This is a genomic window from Winogradskyella sp. A3E31, from assembly GCF_046720935.1.
Classification (GTDB): domain Bacteria; phylum Bacteroidota; class Bacteroidia; order Flavobacteriales; family Flavobacteriaceae; genus Winogradskyella.
Genome location: NZ_JBHNWH010000005.1, coordinates 84,832 through 102,968, shown reverse-complemented (window position 1 = coordinate 102,968; position 18,137 = coordinate 84,832). Strand labels below are relative to the sequence as shown.

The 18,137-nt window shown below is 34.7% G+C and carries 18 protein-coding genes; 5 read left to right on the top strand and 13 right to left on the bottom strand.

The window, feature by feature from the left end; translation table 11 throughout:
- Positions 1-23: 23 nt before the first annotated feature.
- From hisD to ACFEMA_RS07560, 13 genes are all read right to left on the bottom strand, one after another.
- On the bottom strand, positions 24-1,310 hold the full coding sequence (gene hisD, locus ACFEMA_RS07620) for a histidinol dehydrogenase (RefSeq protein ID WP_411767495.1): 1,287 nt from the start codon (positions 1,308-1,310) through the stop codon (positions 24-26).
- A complete protein-coding gene (hisG, locus tag ACFEMA_RS07615; protein ID WP_411767494.1) occupies positions 1,310-2,167 on the bottom strand; it encodes an ATP phosphoribosyltransferase in 858 nt (285 codons plus the stop codon). Before hisG ends, hisD begins: the two co-directional genes overlap by 1 nt.
- A 332-nt stretch (positions 2,168-2,499) precedes the next feature.
- Positions 2,500-3,315: a prohibitin family protein gene (locus ACFEMA_RS07610; protein WP_411767493.1), complete on the bottom strand. Its 816-nt coding sequence runs from the start codon at positions 3,313-3,315 to the stop codon at positions 2,500-2,502.
- 11 nt (positions 3,316-3,326) lie between these two features.
- Positions 3,327-5,360: a vWA domain-containing protein gene (locus ACFEMA_RS07605; protein WP_411767492.1), complete on the bottom strand. Its 2,034-nt coding sequence runs from the start codon at positions 5,358-5,360 to the stop codon at positions 3,327-3,329.
- A 48-nt stretch (positions 5,361-5,408) separates the two neighbouring features.
- Positions 5,409-6,155, bottom strand: coding sequence for a 3-oxoacyl-[acyl-carrier-protein] reductase (gene fabG / locus ACFEMA_RS07600; RefSeq protein WP_411767491.1), 747 nt, complete (start codon positions 6,153-6,155; stop codon positions 5,409-5,411).
- A gap of 173 nt (positions 6,156-6,328) precedes the next feature.
- Positions 6,329-7,201, bottom strand: coding sequence for a succinate--CoA ligase subunit alpha (gene sucD / locus ACFEMA_RS07595; protein WP_411767490.1), 873 nt, complete (start codon positions 7,199-7,201; stop codon positions 6,329-6,331).
- 73 nt (positions 7,202-7,274) lie between these two features.
- Positions 7,275-7,685 (bottom strand): nuclear transport factor 2 family protein, encoded by a 411-nt coding sequence (locus tag ACFEMA_RS07590; protein ID WP_411767489.1) that lies wholly within the window; start codon positions 7,683-7,685, stop codon positions 7,275-7,277.
- 1 nt (position 7,686) lies between these two features.
- Entirely contained in the window at positions 7,687-8,622 is a 936-nt protein-coding gene (locus ACFEMA_RS07585) for a UDP-3-O-(3-hydroxymyristoyl)glucosamine N-acyltransferase (protein WP_411767488.1), read from the bottom strand.
- Between the two features lie 51 nt (positions 8,623-8,673).
- Entirely contained in the window at positions 8,674-9,240 is a 567-nt protein-coding gene (efp, locus tag ACFEMA_RS07580; protein WP_411767487.1) for an elongation factor P, read from the bottom strand.
- Between the two features lie 14 nt (positions 9,241-9,254).
- A complete protein-coding gene (gene lpxA / locus ACFEMA_RS07575; protein ID WP_411767486.1) occupies positions 9,255-10,043 on the bottom strand; it encodes an acyl-ACP--UDP-N-acetylglucosamine O-acyltransferase in 789 nt (262 codons plus the stop codon).
- Between the two features lie 2 nt (positions 10,044-10,045).
- The gene (locus ACFEMA_RS07570; protein ID WP_411767485.1) at positions 10,046-11,452 is read right to left on the bottom strand and encodes a bifunctional UDP-3-O-[3-hydroxymyristoyl] N-acetylglucosamine deacetylase/3-hydroxyacyl-ACP dehydratase; all 1,407 of its coding nucleotides are present in this window, start codon (positions 11,450-11,452) and stop codon (positions 10,046-10,048) included.
- The gene (gene lpxD / locus ACFEMA_RS07565; protein WP_411767484.1) at positions 11,439-12,467 is read right to left on the bottom strand and encodes a UDP-3-O-(3-hydroxymyristoyl)glucosamine N-acyltransferase; all 1,029 of its coding nucleotides are present in this window, start codon (positions 12,465-12,467) and stop codon (positions 11,439-11,441) included. The genes ACFEMA_RS07570 and lpxD overlap by 14 nt, the downstream gene beginning before the upstream one ends.
- 51 nt (positions 12,468-12,518) lie before the next feature.
- Positions 12,519-13,748 (bottom strand): HD domain-containing protein, encoded by a 1,230-nt coding sequence (locus tag ACFEMA_RS07560; RefSeq protein WP_411767482.1) that lies wholly within the window; start codon positions 13,746-13,748, stop codon positions 12,519-12,521.
- Between the two features lie 35 nt (positions 13,749-13,783).
- On the opposite strand from ACFEMA_RS07560, the gene ACFEMA_RS07555 reads away from it, so the two are divergent.
- From ACFEMA_RS07555 to ACFEMA_RS07535, 5 genes are all read left to right on the top strand, one after another.
- On the top strand, positions 13,784-15,337 hold the full coding sequence (locus ACFEMA_RS07555; RefSeq protein WP_411767481.1) for a PglZ domain-containing protein: 1,554 nt from the start codon (positions 13,784-13,786) through the stop codon (positions 15,335-15,337).
- A 255-nt stretch (positions 15,338-15,592) separates the two neighbouring features.
- On the top strand, positions 15,593-16,051 hold the full coding sequence (gene tsaE, locus ACFEMA_RS07550; protein WP_411767479.1) for a tRNA (adenosine(37)-N6)-threonylcarbamoyltransferase complex ATPase subunit type 1 TsaE: 459 nt from the start codon (positions 15,593-15,595) through the stop codon (positions 16,049-16,051).
- 163 nt (positions 16,052-16,214) lie between these two features.
- Positions 16,215-16,358, top strand: coding sequence for a hypothetical protein (locus ACFEMA_RS07545; RefSeq protein ID WP_411767478.1), 144 nt, complete (start codon positions 16,215-16,217; stop codon positions 16,356-16,358).
- A complete protein-coding gene (locus tag ACFEMA_RS07540; RefSeq protein ID WP_411767477.1) occupies positions 16,321-16,854 on the top strand; it encodes a hypothetical protein in 534 nt (177 codons plus the stop codon). Before ACFEMA_RS07545 ends, ACFEMA_RS07540 begins: the two co-directional genes overlap by 38 nt.
- Before the next feature lie 77 nt (positions 16,855-16,931).
- Entirely contained in the window at positions 16,932-18,131 is a 1,200-nt protein-coding gene (locus tag ACFEMA_RS07535) for an alanine dehydrogenase (RefSeq protein ID WP_411767476.1), read from the top strand.
- The last annotated feature ends 6 nt before the right edge of the window (positions 18,132-18,137 follow it).

Genomic DNA, 18,137 nt, shown 5'->3' with positions numbered 1-18,137 from the left:
TCACATACGCTCGGAATGACGGTTTACTCTTTTAAATCATTTAGTCGCAAGGTTACTGCATTCTTATGTGCTTCTAGTCCTTCTGCTTCTGCCATTAATTCAATTGCAGACCCAATATTTTGTATTCCTTTTTTTGATATTTTCTGAAACGTCATGCTCTTTTGAAAACTATCTAAGTTGACACCAGAATAGGCTTTAGAAAAGCCATTCGTTGGTAGTGTGTGGTTAGTTCCGGAAGCATAATCTCCAGCACTTTCTGGTGTGTATTTACCAATAAAAACAGAACCAGCATTACCTATATTTTCTACAAAAAAATTATTACTAGTAGTGGAAACAATAAAATGTTCTGGCCCGTATGTATCTATTAATTCTAGTGCTGTTTCAAAATTATCAATCACGATAGATTTTGAATTTTTAATGGCATCTTTAGCGATTTGTTTTCTAGGCAACTTTTGTAACTGTAAAGCAACTTCTTTATTTACCTGTTCAGCGAATAATTTTGATGTAGTGACTAAAATAACTTGACTATCTGAACCATGTTCAGCCTGACTCAATAAATCTGATGCCACATAAGCTGGGTTTGCAGACTCATCTGCCATAACTAACAATTCGCTTGGTCCTGCTGGCATGTCTATCGCCACTCCATATTTTGTTGCTAATTGTTTCGCTACTGTGACAAATTGATTGCCCGGCCCAAATATTTTATAGACCTGTGGAATGGATTCAGTGCCAAACGTTAATCCAGCTATAGCCTGTATGCCTCCAACTTTTACAATTTTAGTAACACCACAAAGGTCTGCTGCATATAAAATTTCATTAGCAATCTTTCCTTCTTTGTTTGGTGGTGAACATAATACAATCTCTTTACATCCTGCAAGAGTCGCCGGAACCGCTAACATTAAAACTGTTGAAAATAAAGGTGCAGTTCCTCCAGGTATATATAAACCCACTTTTTGGATAGGTCGCTTTTCTTGCCAACATTCTACACCTTCCATTGTGTTAAGAAAAACCTTCTCAGTTTTTTGCGCTGAGTGAAACTTTTCAATATTTGATTTTGCCAATCGGATGGCATCCTTAAGTTCATTAGAAACTGATGTTACAGCACTTTTAATTTCGGCTTTGCTGACGATATTAGATTCTAAAGTAACACCGTCAAACATTGATGTATATTTTTCTATGGCTTGGTCTCCATTTTTGCTCACATCACTAAAGACCTGGTTAACAGTAGCCTCAATATCATCAACAGTTTGGGTTGGTCGTTTCAGTAACTCTAACCAAGATTGTTTAATAGGGTTTTCAATTATTTCCATTACAGCACCATATTTTCGATTGGACAAACTAAGATCCCTTCTGCCCCATTGGCCTTGAGTTCATCAATAACATTCCAAAAATCATTTTTATTGATTACAGAATGTAATGAGCTCCAGCCTTCTTTTGCTAAAGGTAAAATAGTTGGGCTATTCATTCCCGGTAAAATCTTAGTAATAGCGTCTATTTTTTCATTAGGAGCATTCAATAGCACATACTTGTTTTCTCTTCCTCTAAGCACTGATTTTAACCGAAATTGTATCTTTTCAATCAGTAGCTTATTCTCATTGGAAATCTTTGGCGAACTTGCCAAAACAGCCTCAGATTTCAACAAAACCTGAATTTCCTTTAGTCCATTCTTAAACAAAGTACTTCCGCTAGAAACAATATCGCATACACCATCGGCTAAACCTATATTAGGAGCTATTTCGACAGAGCCATTAATGATATGAAGATTCGCTTTAATCTTTTCCTTTTCCAAAAAAGAATTTACTGTGTTTGGGTAAGATGTCGCAATCCTTTTGCCCGCAAGCTCTTTTAGGGAGTTAATTTTTGATGATTTTGGGACAGCAATTGAAACACGACACTTAGAAAAGCCTAAGCGTTCATTAATTTTAATATCCTCTCCCTTTTCAAAAAGTACGTTCTCACCAATAATAGCTGCATCTACAACGCCATCTCTTAAATATTGTGGTATATCGCCATTACGCAAATAAAACACCTCTAGTGGAAAATTTCGTGCAGAGGCTTTGAGTTGATCTTTACCATTGTCGATTGAGATTCCTATTTCCTTTAGTATTTTCATGGAATCGTCATGAAGTCGGCCAGATTTCTGTACTGCAATCTTTAATTTATTCATAATATTTTCCGTGAAAACGGAAATCTTTTTTAATTATACTTCCTTCTTTTGTCATAAGATCCCAACCTGCTTTGGGACTGTTTTCAAATGTTTTACAAAACATTTGAAAATGAAAAACCCATCTGATTTCTCAAACGGGTTTTAAAATATATTTTGAATTTATTCAATACACTTTCACCTCGCTTGAGCGATTGTATGAAAATGATGATGTAATTGAATAAATGTCATGTTCTTTTTTGTTGCTACAAATATTGCTAAATAAAATTTATTTATCCTAATTATTATCTAATGAAATTTAATTTTTAGCAAATCTTTAATATTTGAACTTTAAATTATTGATTACCTAAAATAATTGGCATACCACTATCACCAGAACCAATCACAATAACTTTGCTGTTTGGCGACTCAGATAATTTTATGGTAGCATCAATACCTTTGTCCTGCAAAATCTTATCTGTTAATGAAGCGCTTAAAATTCTATTAGCATCAGCTTTACCTTGAGCTTCAATACGTACTTTTTCAGCTTCTTTTGAAGCCGTTACCAGTCTAAATTCATATTCTAAAGACTCTTGTTCCTGTCTGAGCTTACGCTCAATTGCTTCTTTAATTGTGTTTGGAAGTGTAACGTCACGCACTAGAACTTCATTCAGTTGCACATATTGTTTTTCTAATATCAATTTGGTTTCTTCAAAAATTTCATCTTGAATGGCATCTCGCTTACTTGAATATAATTGCTCAGGAGTATATCTACCAACAACACTTCTTGCTGCAGATCGTATGGCTGGTTGTATAACACGTTGTAGATAACCTTCACCTAAATTTTGATGTAGTTTTCCTAAATCAGAATATACTGGTTCGTACCAAGCAGATGCATCAATTTGAATTTCAAGACCGTTGGATGACAACACTTTCATTTTTTCAAACAATTCTTGCTGACGTACTTCATAAACAAAAACTTCGTTCCAAGGTGCTACTATATGAAATCCTTCTGACATTGGTGGCTCGTCTATTACAACTCCTTCACCGAAAGTTTTAAAAAGCACACCAGCTTCACCAGAATCTATGGTAACAGCAGATTTTGCAAGTACAACAATTAAAAATACTACTCCTATCAAAATGGGTAGTCCTATTTTTGGTAATTTATCCATAATTCAATTTTTTATATTAGTCCGTTATATTTTCTTATAAACCACTCCAAAGATAAGGTTAAAACAATGAAGCCCAATAGATATTTCCAATCAATTAATTGCACCACATCTGTTTTCTGCTTTTGTATTGTAGCAAACCGTTGATCTTCCAATAAGTTAGGAATTAATCTCGATGTATTATCGATAAAATATGAGCTTCCCCCATTATTTGCTGAAAGCGCTTGCATTTTTGTGACATTAGCATTTAAAAACTGCTGTTCTACATTATACTCCAAAACCTTAAACTCACCTGATGCAGAAATTGGCTCATCCGTATTTCTGACCGTAAATGAATATTCTCCTGATGCAATTCCGCTTAAGTCAACTGAGTATGTGCTACCTTTTAAAAGTAAAGGAAGCTCTTGGGTAGATTGATCTTCTTTATTTTCTAAGTTGATTAATAGATTAGCGTTAGGGTCGAATTCAAAATTGTTATTAAAATATTGTGCGTTGATGATAAGGTTTTCATTGCCGTTATAAAAAGACCTATAGTCTAATGTCATTCGGCTACGTTTTTTATTAGAACTTAAGTACTGTACCAATTTGCCTATGATATTATCAAAATCGTTAAAAGTGCCTTGTTGTAAAAATGAATGTGCACGCCACCTCCAAATACCTTCTCCATTTAAAATAGCATGTTTTTGATTATCAATTTCAAAAGTGCTTAATAGAGGCTGATTGGTATTAATTCCATTGACTGTTTTATACAACAAGGTTTCCTGCTGTACTTTAAATTGAAGCTCACCAAACTCCGAAACCATTGGAGGAAAGTCTTCAAAGTTTAAATCATCAACAATAAATGGAGAATAATTGACATTAAATTCAGCTTGATAGTCTTCTGTCTGGTTGGTCACTTCTTGTTCGTAGAATGACTGTACACTATTCAGTAAATTCCAATCTGTTGTAGGTCCTGTTATAACTAAAGTATTTCTCTTTTCCTCAAAAAGTTCTTTTAATACATTGTTAAAGCTATTATTTGGTTGATAAATGATAAATAGTTGAAAATCATTTATTTTTGAATTTATTTCAGAAGGATTTAAAACACTAACACTTCTTTGCTCATTGGTTTCTATAGCTTTCTTTAAAGCACCTAAGTCTGGATGTAATTGCTCTGATACCAATGCAATGTTTGTCTTTTGATCAATAACTTCTACTGCAAAATTCTTTATGTTGTTTACAGTATTTCTTTCTTCAGATAGCGGTGTTATAGAAACTCTATAGGATTGTACACCAACTCTATTTGCAGGCAAGGTCGTCGATATTATTTCAGACGTCTTGTCTGCATTAAATTGAATATTTTGAGAATAAATTGACGATGAGCCAGATAAAACTTCAAGTCTTGAACTTACTGGTGCTGTCCCAGAGTAATTAACGACGATCTCTACAGGAAATCTATTCTTTAAATATACATATCTATTAACATTGACCTGTTTGATGCTTAAATCTAAATATGTAGTTGTATCACCTAATATGACTGTATTTATCTGAGCGTCATTCTTATTATTTACGTATTGATAATCTTTACCAAAGGTTTGGTTACCGTCAGAAATAAAAATAATGGATGTTGTATTATCTGGGTATATGTCTTCAACTTGTTGAAAAGCCTCAAAGGCATTAGTTTGTTTGTCTTTAAAATTTAAACTGTCTAAGCTCTTAAATTCGGATCCAAACTTAAACACATCAATATTAAACCTGTCTTTAAGATCTTGATTTTCCATTAAACTACTGACTAATCTCTTCGTGCTCTCATCCTGATTGAGATAAGCAATGGATTCTGAGTTATCCACAGCTATGATTAAGCTCGGTTTTTCCTCATAGTAAGTAACTGCATTAAACTTTGGATTGATCAATAAAATAAGGATAGCAAAGAGACTTAAAAATCGTAGTAACGCAAGAGTTTTATTTAGCTTTTTTCGTTGTTTATACCCATATATATACTGAAACAGCGCTAACAAAAGCGCTGCTACTCCAGCAAGTATTATATAAATTATTGTTTCGGTATTCATCTAAATTTAAGACTTGAAGCTATGAGATTCCTATTGCACAGGAATTTGTTAAGTCAGCATACCTCCATCAACATTTAAGGTTTGTCCTGTAACATAAGCACTCAAGTCACTTGCCAAGAAGACACAGGCATTCGCAATATCTTCAGGAGTTCCCCCTCGTTTTAAAGGAATAGCATTTCTCCACCCTTTTACAGTGTCTTCATCTAATTTAGCCGTCATTTCAGTCTCAATGAAACCAGGAGCAATTACATTACTTCTTATGTTCCTTGATCCTAATTCTAACGCTACAGATTTTGAAAAGCCTATGATACCAGCTTTAGAAGCTGCATAATTGGTTTGTCCAGCATTTCCTTTAACGCCAACAACAGAACTCATATTAATAATGGAACCTTTTCGTTGTTTTAGCATGGTTCTTTGGACAGCTTTAGTCATGTTAAAAACAGACTTTAGATTGACCTCGATCACTTTATCGAAATCCTCTTCACCCATTCGCATTAACAAATTATCTTTTGTAATACCTGCGTTATTCACAAGGATATCAATACTTCCGAATTCTTCAAGTACATCTTCAGCTAATTTCTGAGCTTCGTCAAAACTTGCGGCATTACTTTGGTAACCTTTAGCCTTAATTCCTTTTGCATTTAATTCTTTTTCTAATTCTTGAGCCGCCTCAGCTGAAGAGCTAAATGTAAATGCTACATTCGCTCCTTGATCTGCAAAGATTTCAGCGATTCCTTTACCAATTCCTCGGCTTGCCCCAGTGATTATTGCTGTTTTTCCTTCTAATAGTTGCATCTTATTTTGATTAGTTAGTTTAATATTTTAAAAGCGATACATTTCAAATATAAACATTACAAATTGCATCAAATAAAAAAACCTCACAAGATTTTGTAAGGTTTTTAACAGTAATTTGAAGAAATTATCCTTCAAATTATGCTGAATTTATTTCAGCATCTATATTCTATAATTTAGCGTAATGCTTCAGCAACTTTTTTACCAATTTCAGCTGGTGAATCTACTACGTGAATCCCACATGCTCTCATAATTTTCTTTTTCGCTTGTGCCGTATCATCACTACCTCCTACAATGGCTCCTGCATGCCCCATTGTTCTTCCGGCTGGTGCTGTTTCCCCTGCAATGAAACCTATAACAGGTTTTTTGCTACCACTCTCTTTATACCAGTTTGCTGCATCAGCTTCTAACTGACCGCCAATCTCACCAATCATAACTACAGCCTCAGTTTCTGGGTCATTAATTAATAGTTCAACAGCTTCTTTGGTTGTTGTTCCAATAATTGGATCTCCTCCAATCCCGATAGCTGTTGTAACACCTAAGCCTTGTTTAACAACTTGGTCAGCAGCTTCATACGTTAACGTACCAGATTTAGATACTATACCTACTTTTCCTTTTTTGAAAACAAATCCAGGCATGATGCCAACTTTAGCCTCTTCAGGAGTTATTACTCCTGGACAGTTTGGACCAATTAATCTACAATCTCTATTTTTTATATAGTCTGAAGCTTTAATCATATCCGCAACGGGAATACCTTCAGTAATGGTAATAATCACTTTAATACCCGCATCTGCAGCTTCCATTATAGCATCAGCAGCAAAGGCAGGTGGTACAAAAATTATAGTTGTATCCGCGCCAACTTTCTCTACAGCTTCAGCAACAGTATTAAATACAGGCTTGTCTAAATGTGTTTGTCCCCCTTTTCCTGGTGTAACACCACCTACAACATTTGTTCCATACTCTATCATTTGACCAGCATGAAATGTTCCTTCACTACCAGTGAAACCTTGAACAATAATTTTTGAATCTTTGTTAACTAATACGCTCATGAATATTACTATTTATTTTGTGTTTTTAGACGGTGCAAAAATACGAGTTTTGAAACGTATTTAAGAGTCTTGTTTATATTTTTCTTTTAGAATAAGATGCTAGACTTTCTAAATCACTCTCATTTGCTTGTTGACTAATTTCATAACCCCTATAAAGTTTACCATCCTTTACCTCCCAGATAGTTGAAAAATGGCCTAGTGCTATTTCATTTGTGGAATTTTCTATAGCTGAACCATAGAGTGTATGTCGTGTTACAACTGTTGAATCTTTACTAATAACATGTGTGAATTCAAATCTTAGGTGATGAAAAGCCTTTCTGGTTTGAGCAAAAAAATCTTCAAGGTCATTGTAATTTAGTCGTTTAAACCCTTCGCTACTTGTCCAATGTAATTCACATTCTTTATGAAAAAATTTTGAAACGATGCTTTCATCATTAGCCAAATCAGATTTATAAAACGATATAACAATATTTTTTGCTGACAATTTACAAGTCTTTTAATTTTTTAAGAATATCCGGAATCTGCTTTATGGACGCTAATTCTTTATACTTTGTTCTGAAATCTTCCGCAGGTGTGCCAAAATAATGTTTATTCGCTTCAAGTGATTTACTAACGCCAGATTGTGCAGAAATAACAACCTTTTCTCCTATGGTTATTCCACTTGTAATTCCGACTTGACCCCATATTGTCACATTATCGCCAATAACCACACAACCGGCTATTCCTGTTTGTGAAGCTATAAGACATTTTTTTCCAATAACGGTATCGTGTCCCACTTGAATTTGATTATCCAACTTGGACCCTTCACCAATCGTGGTGTCTCCAGTAACTCCCTTATCAATAGAGCATAATGACCCAATATCAACATTATCTTCTATAACAACTCTGCCTCCAGATTTTAATTGATCGTAAGCTTCAGGCCTGTTCTTATAATAGAAAGCGCTCGCTCCTAGAACTGTTCCTGCATGGATCGTAACATTATTACCAATAACTGTGTCATCGTAAATACTAACGTTAGAATGGATAATACAGTTTTTTCCGATTGAAACATTGTTGCCGATAAAACAATTTGGCTGAATGATAGTCCCCTCTCCTATTTTAGCATCGTCTGCAATTGCAGAATTAGAAGGCCTAAATGGTTTAAAGTGTTCCGTCAGTTTATTAAAGTCACGGAACGGATCGTCCGAAATTAAGAGTGCCTTACCATCTGGACATTCTACTTCTTTATTGATAAGAACAATAGTAGCCGCAGATTGTAACGCTTTGTCGTAGTACTTAGGGTGATCTACAAAAACAATATCTCCAGGCTCAACAACATGTATTTCATTCATTCCAAGTACAGGGAAATCTGAATCGCCAACAAACTCACAGTTAATGAGCTTGGCTATTGATTTTAATGTGTGTGGTTTGGGAAATTTCATAGATTCCTGCCTGCGCAGGAATGACAACCCACGCAAAATTTTAATAAAAAATTACTCCTTAACACGTTCTTTATACGTTCCTTTTTCTGTCTCAACCTTAATTTTATCTCCTTCGTTGATAAACAGAGGCACATTGACTTCTGCACCAGTTTCTACAATTGCAGGTTTAGTCGCGTTAGTTGCTGTATTTCCTTTGACACCAGGTTCAGTTGATGTGACTTCTAAAATTACGCTAGCTGGCAATTCTACAGATAACGGCATGTTATCTTCAGAGTTAATCTGGATAGTTACAATTTCCCCTTCCTTCATTAATTCTGGACGGTCAAGAGCAGATTCTAATAGTCGGATTTGTGTATAATCGGCTTCATTCATAAAGTGATAAAATTCTCCGTCAGTATATAAATATTGAAACTTATGAGTTTCTACTCTAACATCTTCAATTTTATGCCCAGCAGAAAATGTATTGTCCAATACTTTTCCTGTTGTGACACTTTTTAATTTAGTTCTGACGAAAGCAGGACCTTTACCTGGCTTTACGTGAAGAAATTCTATAATTTTATAGATATCGTTATTATATCTAATACATAATCCGTTTCTAATATCTGAAGTACTTGCCATTTTTTAATTTACGATTAAGAATTTGATTTAAAATACCCTTTCATGATTCCTCTATGAGAGTTTTTGATAAATTGAAGAATTTCATCTCTTTCGGGAGTTGCCTCCATTTCTGCTTCAATCAAGTCAGAGGCTTGGGTATTATTATAATTTTTCTGATATAATATTCTATATATATCCTGAATTTCACGAATTTTATCTGTCGTATAGCCTCTTCTCCTAAGCCCAACAGAATTGATACCAACATAAGAAAGTGGCTCTCGAGCAGCCTTTACATAAGGTGGAACATCCTTTCTGACTAAAGATCCTCCTGTTACAAAAGCATGATTTCCAATAGAGCAAAATTGATGCACGGCTGTCATACCAGCTAATACCACATAATCACCAACTGAAATATGACCTGCTAGCGTACTATTGTTTGAAAAAATACAATTGTCACCAACGATGCAATCGTGAGCAATATGACAATAGGCCATAATTAAGCAATTATTACCTACAACAGTCTTCATTTTGTCTGTAGTTCCACGATTTATAGTAACACATTCTCTAATGGTGACGTTATCACCAATTTCTACAGTGGTGTCTTCATCGTTATATTTTAAATCTTGTGGTACAGCTGAAATTACCGATCCAGGAAAAATGTTACAGTTTTTACCTATACGGGCACCTTCCATTATGGTAACATTACTCCCTATCCATGTACCCTCTCCAATCTTCACATTGTTATGAATGGTTGTAAAAGGTTCTATGACTACATTCTTGGCAATTTTTGCACCAGGATGCACATAAGCTAAAGGCTGGTTCATAATTATTTTACTTTAGTGATTTGTGCCATGATTTCTGCTTCCGATACTAATCTTCCATTAGCATAAGCTCTACCTTGCATTTGGCAAATGCCTCGTCTTATTGGTGCTAATAAGTCTAATTTAAAAATTAATGTGTCTCCAGGAACGACTTGATACTTATATCTCACATTATCAATTTTCAACAAATATGTGAGGTAATTTTCAGGGTCTGGCACTGTACTTAGTACTAAAATTCCACCTGTTTGGGCCATAGCTTCAATTTGTAAAACGCCTGGCATTACTGGTGCTCCTGGAAAATGCCCCACAAAGAACGGTTCGTTCATGGTGACATTTTTTATGCCAACAACATGTTCTTCCGAAAGTTCTAAGATTTTATCAACCAAAAGAAACGGTGGTCGATGCGGTAACATTTCCATGATTTGATTGATATCCTTAACTGGTTCGGCATGTAGGTCAACCACTGGCACATGGTTACGCCTTTCATTCTTTATAATTTTAGACATCTTCTTGGCAAACTGGGTATTTACATAATGACCTGGTTTGTTTGCAATGACTTTACCCTGCAATCTTGTTCCTATTAAAGCAAGATCTCCTAAGACATCCAATAATTTGTGTCGTGCTGCTTCATTAGGATGATGCAAAGTTAAATTGTCTAATATGCCGTTGGGTTTAACAGCAATGCTATCCTTATTGAAGGCTACTTTTAGTTTTTCAACTGTTTTTTGGGATATTTCCTTATCCACATAAACAATAGCATTATTGAGATCGCCACCTTTTATTAATCCATGTTCTAGCAAGGTTTCTAGCTCATGTAAAAAACTAAAGGTTCTAGAGTCTGCAATATTTTCCTTAAAATCGGATATGGTATTTAAGGTAGCATTTTGCGTGCCTAATACTTTAGTGCCAAAATCGACCATAGTCGTTATTTGATACTCTTTTGCAGGCATCAAAATTATTTCACTTCCGGAATCTTCATCGGTGTAAGATACAATCTCATTGACGACAAACACTTCACGTTTAGCATCTTGCTCAACTGTTTTAGCCTTTTCAAGCGCCTCGACAAAGAATTTTGATGACCCGTCCATAATTGGAGGTTCAGAAGCATCTAATTCTATAATAATATTGTCTATATCCAAACCAACCAAAGCTGCTAATACGTGCTCACAGGTTTGAATGATTACCCCATTTTTTTCAAGGCAAGTCCCACGTTGTGTATTAGTTACATAGTTTGCATCTGCCTCTATGATAGGCTCGCCTTCAAGGTCAACGCGTTTAAATGCAAAACCAGAGTTTTCTGGAGCAGGCTTAAATGTTATGGTTACATTCTTACCAGTATGAAGGCCAACACCTTTGAGTGACACCTCTTGTTCAATGGTTTTTTGGTTATCTTCAATTTTAACTATTGCCATCTACTTTTTTTTCTAATTCGTTAATCGTTTTCACCAATTTAGGAAGGTTTTTAAAATATACATAAGACTTATTAAAATCCCCATAACCTAATGCAGGTGATCCTTGTAAGACTTCATTATCCTTAACATTTCTTCCTATACCAGATTGTGCCTGTATCTTAACGTTATTTCCAATACTTATATGCCCAACAATACCAACTTGGCCACCAATTTGGCAGTTTTCACCAATTTTTGTGGAACCAGCGATACCTGTTTGTGCAGCTATTACCGTATTTTTCCCGATTTCAACATTATGAGCAATCTGAATCTGATTATCTAACTTTACTCCTCGCCTAATTATTGTGGATCCTAAAGTGGCACGATCAATAGTTGTCCCTGCACCAATATCCACGTAATCTTCTAAAATTACATTTCCTATTTGAGGTACTTTATTGTATTCCCCATCTTCATTTGGAGCAAACCCAAATCCGTCAGCACCTATAATAGCTCCCGAATTGATAACACAGTTTTCTCCAATAACACAGTCTGAATAAATTTTAGCACCCGCAAATACTATGGTATTGTCTCCTATCTTTACATTGTCACCAACATAACTGTTTGGAAATATTTTTACATTATTACCAATCGTTACGTTATCCCCCACATAACTAAAAGCTCCGATATAGATATCATCCCCTTTTTTTGCACTATCAGATACAAAAACAGGATTTTCAATTCCTGTTTTATTTAACTTAATCTGATTGTAATATTCTAACAATTTTGAAAAAGACTTATAAGCATCTTCCACTTTAATAAGTGTCGTCTTTATGTCATGCTCGGCTTCAAAATCCTTACCAACAATAGTAATAGAGGCATCCGTAGAATAGATGTAAGACTTGTATTTAGGGTTTGCCAAAAATGTGAGCGACCCAGACGTGCCTTCTTCTATTTTTGAAAGTTGAGACACTTCAGTTTCAGCATCACCAACAACCTCTCCTTCTAAAATACCTGCAATTTGTTGTGCTGTAAATTTCAATGGACTGTTTTTTGGTCTTTGTTTGGTTTCCGCAAAAATAGAAAAAATACCTCACAATCTGTTTTTGGGATAGCAGATATAATATTTAACTACAGGTTTGCTCAATGCTTTTAAATTTAATTGATCGGATGCTTTTACTATATCCTTGACCTTACCGTTTTTAAATTTAATATTGATATTCTGTCTATCTTGCTCATAAGCTTGATTGGAAATACTACCACTAAACACAAAATAGTCTGCTTCATGTTCCGATATATTATATTTTAACATTAAGGCATTCTTATGTTTATGCAATTGTGTTTCAATAATTGGATTGTTCTTCAGCTTAACTTTTAACAAGTCCCTGTTAATAAGCATGTCGCACAAATTGCTAAGTACAAAATCATCGTGATATTGCCATACTTTCATTGCCGACACTACATCATAATCGTCTAATTTTGAAAACTTTTCTAAAGCCAATTCCTTAAAGCTAGAAGCATCAATAGCATTGTTTAAAAAGAATTTAAGAGGCTTACTAGCTTCCAAATCGAACCCGTCTAAAACTAATTCATTGGCACGTTTTAAAACCCTAATTAATAATTGCTCCGCAACAATTCCTGTCTTGTGTAAATATACCTGCCAGTACATTAAACGGCGAGCCACTAAAAATTTTTCAACACTATATATGCCTTTTTCCTCAATAACAATATTATCGTCAACTACATTTAGCATAGTAATGATACGTTCGCTATTAATGTTTCCTTCAGCAACACCTGTGTAAAAACTATCGCGTTTTAAATAATCAGCCCTATCCATATCTAATTGACTAGATATAAGCTGACACATAAACTGCCTTTTGTAATTTCCTTTGTAAATTTCTATCGCTAACGTTAATTTTCCGTTAAACTCTTCATTGAGTTTTTGCATAAAATGAAGTGAAATAACCTCGTGAGAAACGTTATTAACAATACTATGTTCCATAGCGTGCGAAAAAGGCCCATGACCAATATCATGCAATAAAATGGCTATATAAAGGGCTGTTTCTTCGTCTTTGGAAATTTCAACTCCTTTAAAACGAAGGACATTGACCGCTTTTTGCATTAAATGCATACAACCCAATGCATGATGAAATCTTGTATGATGTGCACCAGGATAGACCAAATATGATAAGCCCATTTGACTTATTCTTCGTAATCTTTGAAAATATCGATGCTGAATAAGATCAAAAATTAGGGAATTGGGAATGGTAATAAAACCGTAAATTGGGTCGTTAAATATTTTGAGTTTGTTCTTTACTGGCAAACCGTTAATTTAAATTGTAATAAAAACAAATATACATGAACGAAATCAATATCCTTTGGGTCGATGACGAAATAGATTTACTAAAACCTCATATTATCTTTTTAGAGCAAAAACAATATAAGGTGACTAAATGCCAAAGTGGAACGGAAGCCCTTGAAGTATTAGATGATACAAATTTTGATATTGTTTTCTTAGATGAAAATATGCCTGGTCTTACGGGTTTAGAAACTCTAAACGAAATAAAAGAAAGACGTGCCAATCTACCTGTTGTAATGATCACCAAAAGTGAAGAAGAATATATAATGGAGGAGGCTATTGGTAATAAAATTGCTGATTATCTTATAAAACCAGTTAACCCAAATCAGATTTTATTGAGCCTAAAGAAAAATTTAGACCATTCTCGTTTGATTTCAGAAAAAACAACCTCTAATTATCAACAGGAATTTAGAAAAATCGCCATGGACTTGTCCATGGTCAATTCTCATGAAGAATGGGCAGACCTCTATCAAAAATTGATTTATTGGGAACTACAGCTCGAAAATATTGAAGATGTTGGTATGACATCCATATTAGAGTCTCAAAAAACAGAAGCCAATTTACAGTTCGGGAAGTTTATTGAGAAAAATTACCAGGATTGGTTTCAATCAAATGGTGACGGTCCTCTAATGTCCCATAATTTATTTAAGGAAAAAATAGTACCCGAGATTAATGATAAACAGCCCACTCTATTAGTTGTTATTGATAATTTACGGTATGACCAATGGAAAGCCTTTGAACCCATTATCAATAACTATTACAAAAAACAATCTGAGTCTTCCTTTTTCAGCATACTACCCACAGCGACTCAATATGCGCGAAATGCAATTTTTTCTGGGTTAATGCCAGCGGATATGGAAAAATTATTCCCTCAATACTGGAAAAACGACACCGACGAGGGAGGAAAAAATATGCACGAAGATGATTTCCTAAGAGAGCAATTAAAACGATTGGGCTTAAATCATCTTAAATATGAATATCATAAAATCACTAATTTAAAGAGTGGTAAAAAATTAGTCGAAAATTTTAGAAGTTTAAAATCTAATGATCTAAATGTAATTGTTTACAATTTTGTTGATATGCTTTCCCATTCAAAAACAGAGATGGAAGTGGTGAAAGAGTTGGCATCCAATGATAAAGCATACCGATCTTTAACTGTAAGCTGGTTTAAAAACTCTCCATTACTGGAAATGATTCAATTGTCACAGCAACTGGGTTTCAAACTTATTTTAACCACAGACCATGGAACCATTAATGTCAATGCACCTACAAAAGTTATCGGTGATAGAGATACGAGTTTAAATCTGCGTTATAAAACAGGTAGAAGTCTAACATACGAAGATAAAGATGTTTTAGCTGTTAAAGATCCAAAGTCTGTTCATCTACCAGCGTTGACAATGAGCAGCTCTTTTATATTTGCCAAAGGTGACCTATTCCTCGCCTACCCTAACAACTTTAATCATTATGTAAATTATTATAGAAACACTTATCAGCATGGAGGTGTTTCTTTAGAGGAAATGATTATTCCATTTGTGGTTATGGATCCGAAGTAGCAGTAAGAGTATTGATGTCATGCTGTCCCGATAACTATCGGGATGTTTCAGTATCACATATTGTAAATACCATGGTGGTCTGGTCACTGAGGCTCTCTAAGTGACCATTTTTTAGAAAAACACTGCACATTTTTCAGATATGGTTCAAGCTAAATAATTCCTTTAAATGCAAAAAAATCCGACGAAATACACTTTTTCTTAGGTTTTTACAATATTTATATGTAATATTGTTTCGTAATTAAATCATTTATTTAATTGAAAAGTGAAACATTAACATACCGGCTTAATGACATTGATACTGTTGCAGAGTTCATCCTGAAGGGTTTAAAATCTAAAATAGTATTGTTTTATGGTGATATGGGTTCTGGTAAAACCACATTGATAAAAGCCCTTTTAAAAGAAATGGGATCTAAAGATGTGGTATCTAGTCCGACCTTTTCTATTGTAAATGAATATGATATTGAAAATGACAAGGTATTTCATTTCGACTTTTATCGTATCGAGTCTTTAGACGAAGCTTACGATTTTGGTATTGAAGACTATTTAGACAGTAATCATTGGCTTTTTATTGAATGGCCAGACCGAATAAAAGATCTTTTACCGAATGATGCAGATACCATTGAAATAACAACAAATACAGATAATACAAGATCCCTCAAATTAAATAAAACAACAATAAATTTAACCGAAAACTATGCCGAAAACAGTCTTTAGATTCTAACAAAATCTACTAACATTCTAGTTAACCGAGATAGCCAAGTGCGGGAAAACCGTAATTGAAACATCAAAATTCATCGGATTTTAACAGTATTGCATTTTACTAAGCGCAGTGATGCCTTTAAATTTGTGGTATATTAATTAATTAATCCCTTGAATTATGAAAAGCAAAAAATTAATTTTAGCTATTGCCATTTTCGGTGGAATGTTATTTACTGTTTCAGCAACTAACATTATAGACTTAAATGAGCAAGCAATCAACAAAGTTGACAAACGTAAAATTAAAGTCGCGTCTAACGGATAAAAAATCCTATAACCGCAAAATTTTACTTGGGAGTATCATTGCAACATTAATTGCAGCGACTCCCTTTTTGTTTTATTTATATGAGTATGTTCCTGATACTCAAACTTGGAATACCTGGTTAGGTACTTATAACAGTAATTATTATCAAAGTGCCAATGTTGGGATTTGGGTGTTAATGATGAAGTTAGTGCCATTGGTTTTATCTGTTTTATGGTTTTTTACTTGTAAACATTGGTGGTACCATGTCTTAATAATTCCAATTGCAATGTTTTCCTTTCAAACACTTAGTGCATTTAATGACGAGATCATTTTTATAGATGAAATGCATATTATATGGCTACTTCCTTTTATGGCGGTAATTATTCCTTCAGTGTATTTGATTCGAGCAAAAATGTTTAATCAGATTAATCATGCTGATAAAACTATGGAAGAACTTGAAGAAGAGTTTATGATTAAGCCTAAGACCTTTTGGGCTAAAGTAAAACAGTATTTTTAAACCTAACTAATAGGCTAAAATCATAAATTTATCGTAATTTGACTTACTAATCATTAGCAACAAACTCAATTTAACCAATGAGTAAGTCATTAAGTCCATTTACTAAATCCCAGTTATTACCCCAAGAAGAGACCTTAGAAATCTTAAAACAAAAAGGGGATTTATTTATTGGGATACCTAAAGAAACCCATTTTCAAGAAACCAGAGTATGCCTTACACCCGATGCTGTTTCTGCTCTAACAGCTAATGGGCATAGGGTTATGTTTGAGTCTGGTGCTGGTCTCGGTGCAAACTTTAAAGACAAAGATTATAGTGAAGCAGGTGCGGAAGTCACCAAGGATACTGCAAAAGTGTACTCCTGCCCTATTATTCTTAAGGTTGAACCACCTTCACTTGATGAAATTAAATTACTCAACCCCCAAACCATACTTATTTCCGCGCTTCAGTTAAAAACCCAAGACAAATCTTATTTTGAAGCATTGGCAAAAAAAAGAATCACAGCTTTAGCTTTTGAGTTTATCAAAGATGAAGATGGTGCTTACCCTGCGGTACGCTCATTAAGTGAAATTGCTGGAACTGCATCTATTTTAATTGCTTCAGAATTATTGAGTAATGTTAACGGAGGTAATGGACTAATGATGGGCAATATCAACGGTGTTCCCCCAACGGAAGTTGTGATATTGGGTGCTGGTACTGTTGGCGAATTTGCCGCAAGGTCTGCTCTAGGGCTTGGTGCCAACGTCAAGGTTTTTGACAACTCTATTACCAAACTTCGTTGTGTACAGGCCAATTTGAATAAAACTATTTACACATCGACCATGCAGCCTAAAAATGTCTTGAAGGCTCTAAAACGATGCGATGTGGCTATTGGGGCCGTCAGAGGGTCTAACAGAGCTCCAATTGTGGTAACCGAGGATATGGTCAACCACATGAAGCCTGGATCATTGGTCATCGACGTTAGTATAGATATGGGTGGTTGTTTTGAAACGAGTGAAGTGACGACACACAATAACCCTACCTTTGAGCATAATGGGGTTGTTCATTATTGTGTGCCTAATATCCCAGCCCGATATTCTCGTTCCGCATCAGTGTCAATTAGTAATATTTTTACCCCCTATTTACTCGAAATTGGTGAAAACGGTGGTATTGAAAATACATTGCGTTTTGACAGAGGATTGCGAAATGGTTTGTACTTTTACCACGGCATTTTAACTAACAAATCTGTTGCCGATTGGTACGGTTTGGAATTTAGTGATGCCAACCTTTTAATTTTCTAATTATTA

Excerpts from the sequence above, each read along its gene's own strand:
- ACFEMA_RS07570 (WP_411767485.1), bottom strand. The coding sequence starts at position 11,452 with ATGGCAATAGTTAAAATTGAAGATAACCAAAAAACCATTGAACAAGAG.
- fabG (WP_411767491.1), bottom strand. The coding sequence starts at position 6,155 with ATGCAACTATTAGAAGGAAAAACAGCAATAATCACTGGGGCAAGCCGA.
- lpxA (WP_411767486.1), bottom strand. The coding sequence starts at position 10,043 with ATGAACCAGCCTTTAGCTTATGTGCATCCTGGTGCAAAAATTGCCAAG.
- efp (WP_411767487.1), bottom strand. The coding sequence starts at position 9,240 with ATGGCAAGTACTTCAGATATTAGAAACGGATTATGTATTAGATATAAT.
- ACFEMA_RS07610 (WP_411767493.1), bottom strand. The coding sequence starts at position 3,315 with ATGGATAAATTACCAAAAATAGGACTACCCATTTTGATAGGAGTAGTA.
- ACFEMA_RS07605 (WP_411767492.1), bottom strand. The coding sequence starts at position 5,360 with ATGAATACCGAAACAATAATTTATATAATACTTGCTGGAGTAGCAGCG.
- sucD (WP_411767490.1), bottom strand. The coding sequence starts at position 7,201 with ATGAGCGTATTAGTTAACAAAGATTCAAAAATTATTGTTCAAGGTTTC.
- ACFEMA_RS07555 (WP_411767481.1), top strand. The coding sequence starts at position 13,784 with ATGAACGAAATCAATATCCTTTGGGTCGATGACGAAATAGATTTACTA.
- ACFEMA_RS07545 (WP_411767478.1), top strand. The coding sequence starts at position 16,215 with ATGAAAAGCAAAAAATTAATTTTAGCTATTGCCATTTTCGGTGGAATG.
- ACFEMA_RS07585 (WP_411767488.1), bottom strand. The coding sequence starts at position 8,622 with ATGAAATTTCCCAAACCACACACATTAAAATCAATAGCCAAGCTCATT.
- hisG (WP_411767494.1), bottom strand. The coding sequence starts at position 2,167 with ATGAATAAATTAAAGATTGCAGTACAGAAATCTGGCCGACTTCATGAC.
- hisD (WP_411767495.1), bottom strand. The coding sequence starts at position 1,310 with ATGGAAATAATTGAAAACCCTATTAAACAATCTTGGTTAGAGTTACTG.
- ACFEMA_RS07535 (WP_411767476.1), top strand. The coding sequence starts at position 16,932 with ATGAGTAAGTCATTAAGTCCATTTACTAAATCCCAGTTATTACCCCAA.